Consider the following 1,743-nt stretch of genomic DNA (forward strand, 5'->3'; position numbering starts at 1 on the left):
CGAGGAAGATAACGCATGTCCATGTAATCATCGACCAAACTGGGAGTTTCTCGTTCCACCTCATCCAGCCCCAGATAGTTATTGGACAGGGCAACCGAACAACCAAGAACACGTATTGCTGCAAGCTTCATGGCCGTCTTGAGCCTCAGTGCGTACGAGTAACCAATCAGGAAACTGTCGTGGATGCATAGGACAGGTATCCGCTGTCTGGTGAAGTGTCTGATCACCATTGAAGCCATCAAGCTGTCCGTGTTCATCAGCGATATCCCACGATCCGCGCAGAGGTCATCCTGAAGGAAGGGGTGTTTCTTGATTGCAGCATCCAACACCATCCGAAGCTCCGCGTTCTTCATCGACTTTGCCATCGAGCCAACTGGAGAAGCGTCCCGGAACGCACTATAAGCAGAGCGCTCGTTCTTGGCATTAAGAGCCATGAGGATCAGAAGTTTCACCAACTTACGCTGCTGTACGTTATCTAAGTCAGGCAATAATTCATCATCCAACTCATAGGGATCACCCTCCAGCTTCACTCCTCTCTTTGCTGCCAGAACCGCAACATGAAGGGCTTGATAGTCCACCTCGACAGTCGGCTCGTCGTTGATGTGGATGCGCTTTCGAACCTCTGAACCCACCGATTGCCACCAACCGCCATAGAAGCGACCACCACATGACCAGTCGTTGCGATTGAAGACACGGTGAACGAAGTTATCGAACCCACAGATAGGAACTCGGGTTATCTCGCCCGCGCGGACACCAGACTTAATCGGGCGCTCAATGAAAGTGTCTTCCTGATCGGGTATGTCGATGAAAGTTCGCAGCAGCAGGCTGTTGTATTGCATTAGATCTGCTCTCATCTGCTCAGTCGCCGGAGTATCCTTGTATTCGATGTTTCTTTCTGACTTCTCGCTGGATCGCATGAGAATGCACTCCTTTCCCGGATGGGTCAGGATATGTTGTGGCCCGAACTTTGCTTCCCGAAACATCTGCCGAAGCGGCTCTGCGGCCCTAATCCGGGTGGTACGGTTCGTGCTGGCTCCGGGACCGGCATAGCTGCCAGGCGCAACAACTATGAAGCCAACATCATGTAAGCGGTGGATAATCTTTGGGGCTAAACGGGACATCCCTATCTTGTTGTATCGAGTACCCGTATTCCACGCGGCGTTGTTCATCGCGACACCAATGGCTAATTCGGGGTCCGTATCCCAAGCAACGTAAAGATCGAGTAATATAGCTTGAAGCTGCGTCTGACCGCTTGCCTTGGGCTTTACTCCACCTCTTCGCAAATCGATAGCCTTTGGCTCCCCGTAGCAAGTCGCCCATACTTTCTCCGTGAGATGGGTAACACTCTGGTGCTTTGAATATCGGTGAATGTCTAGAAGCTTGGAGTAATGCGGTTTTTTGATCGATATTGACTCGAGGGTCGTTCCAGCTAGCGTTCTTTCCATGTGGCATTATTTCCTCATATGTGCGTAGCCACGCCCAACACACCGCGAGGTGCATTGCGCATGGGTCGGCGAGGAGGATCGAAGGCAGCATGAAGCCATCAACGAGACGCACCTCGACCGGTGATTATGGTGTGATTTGAGGATGGAGGCCCCTTTGGGACCACGTAGCTTTCTTAACTGCTACAGCGCCTACTACGCTCATATGAAGCCCGCTTACGTGCGGGTGAATACGACCCCGTACTTATGTACTGTTTGCACCCCTAGTCAACCTGCTGACTGAAGATTTCTAAATTCACGC

General features: G+C 51.8%; 1 protein-coding gene. It reads right to left on the minus strand.

Annotated features, from left to right (window positions below):
• The coding region (locus ACR0C5_RS19675) for a hypothetical protein (RefSeq protein ID WP_480878633.1) at positions 1-1,445 on the minus strand (1,445 nt) is incomplete at its 3' end.
• Positions 1,446-1,743 lie beyond the last annotated feature (298 nt).

This window comes from Ruegeria sp. N8 (assembly GCF_056531325.1).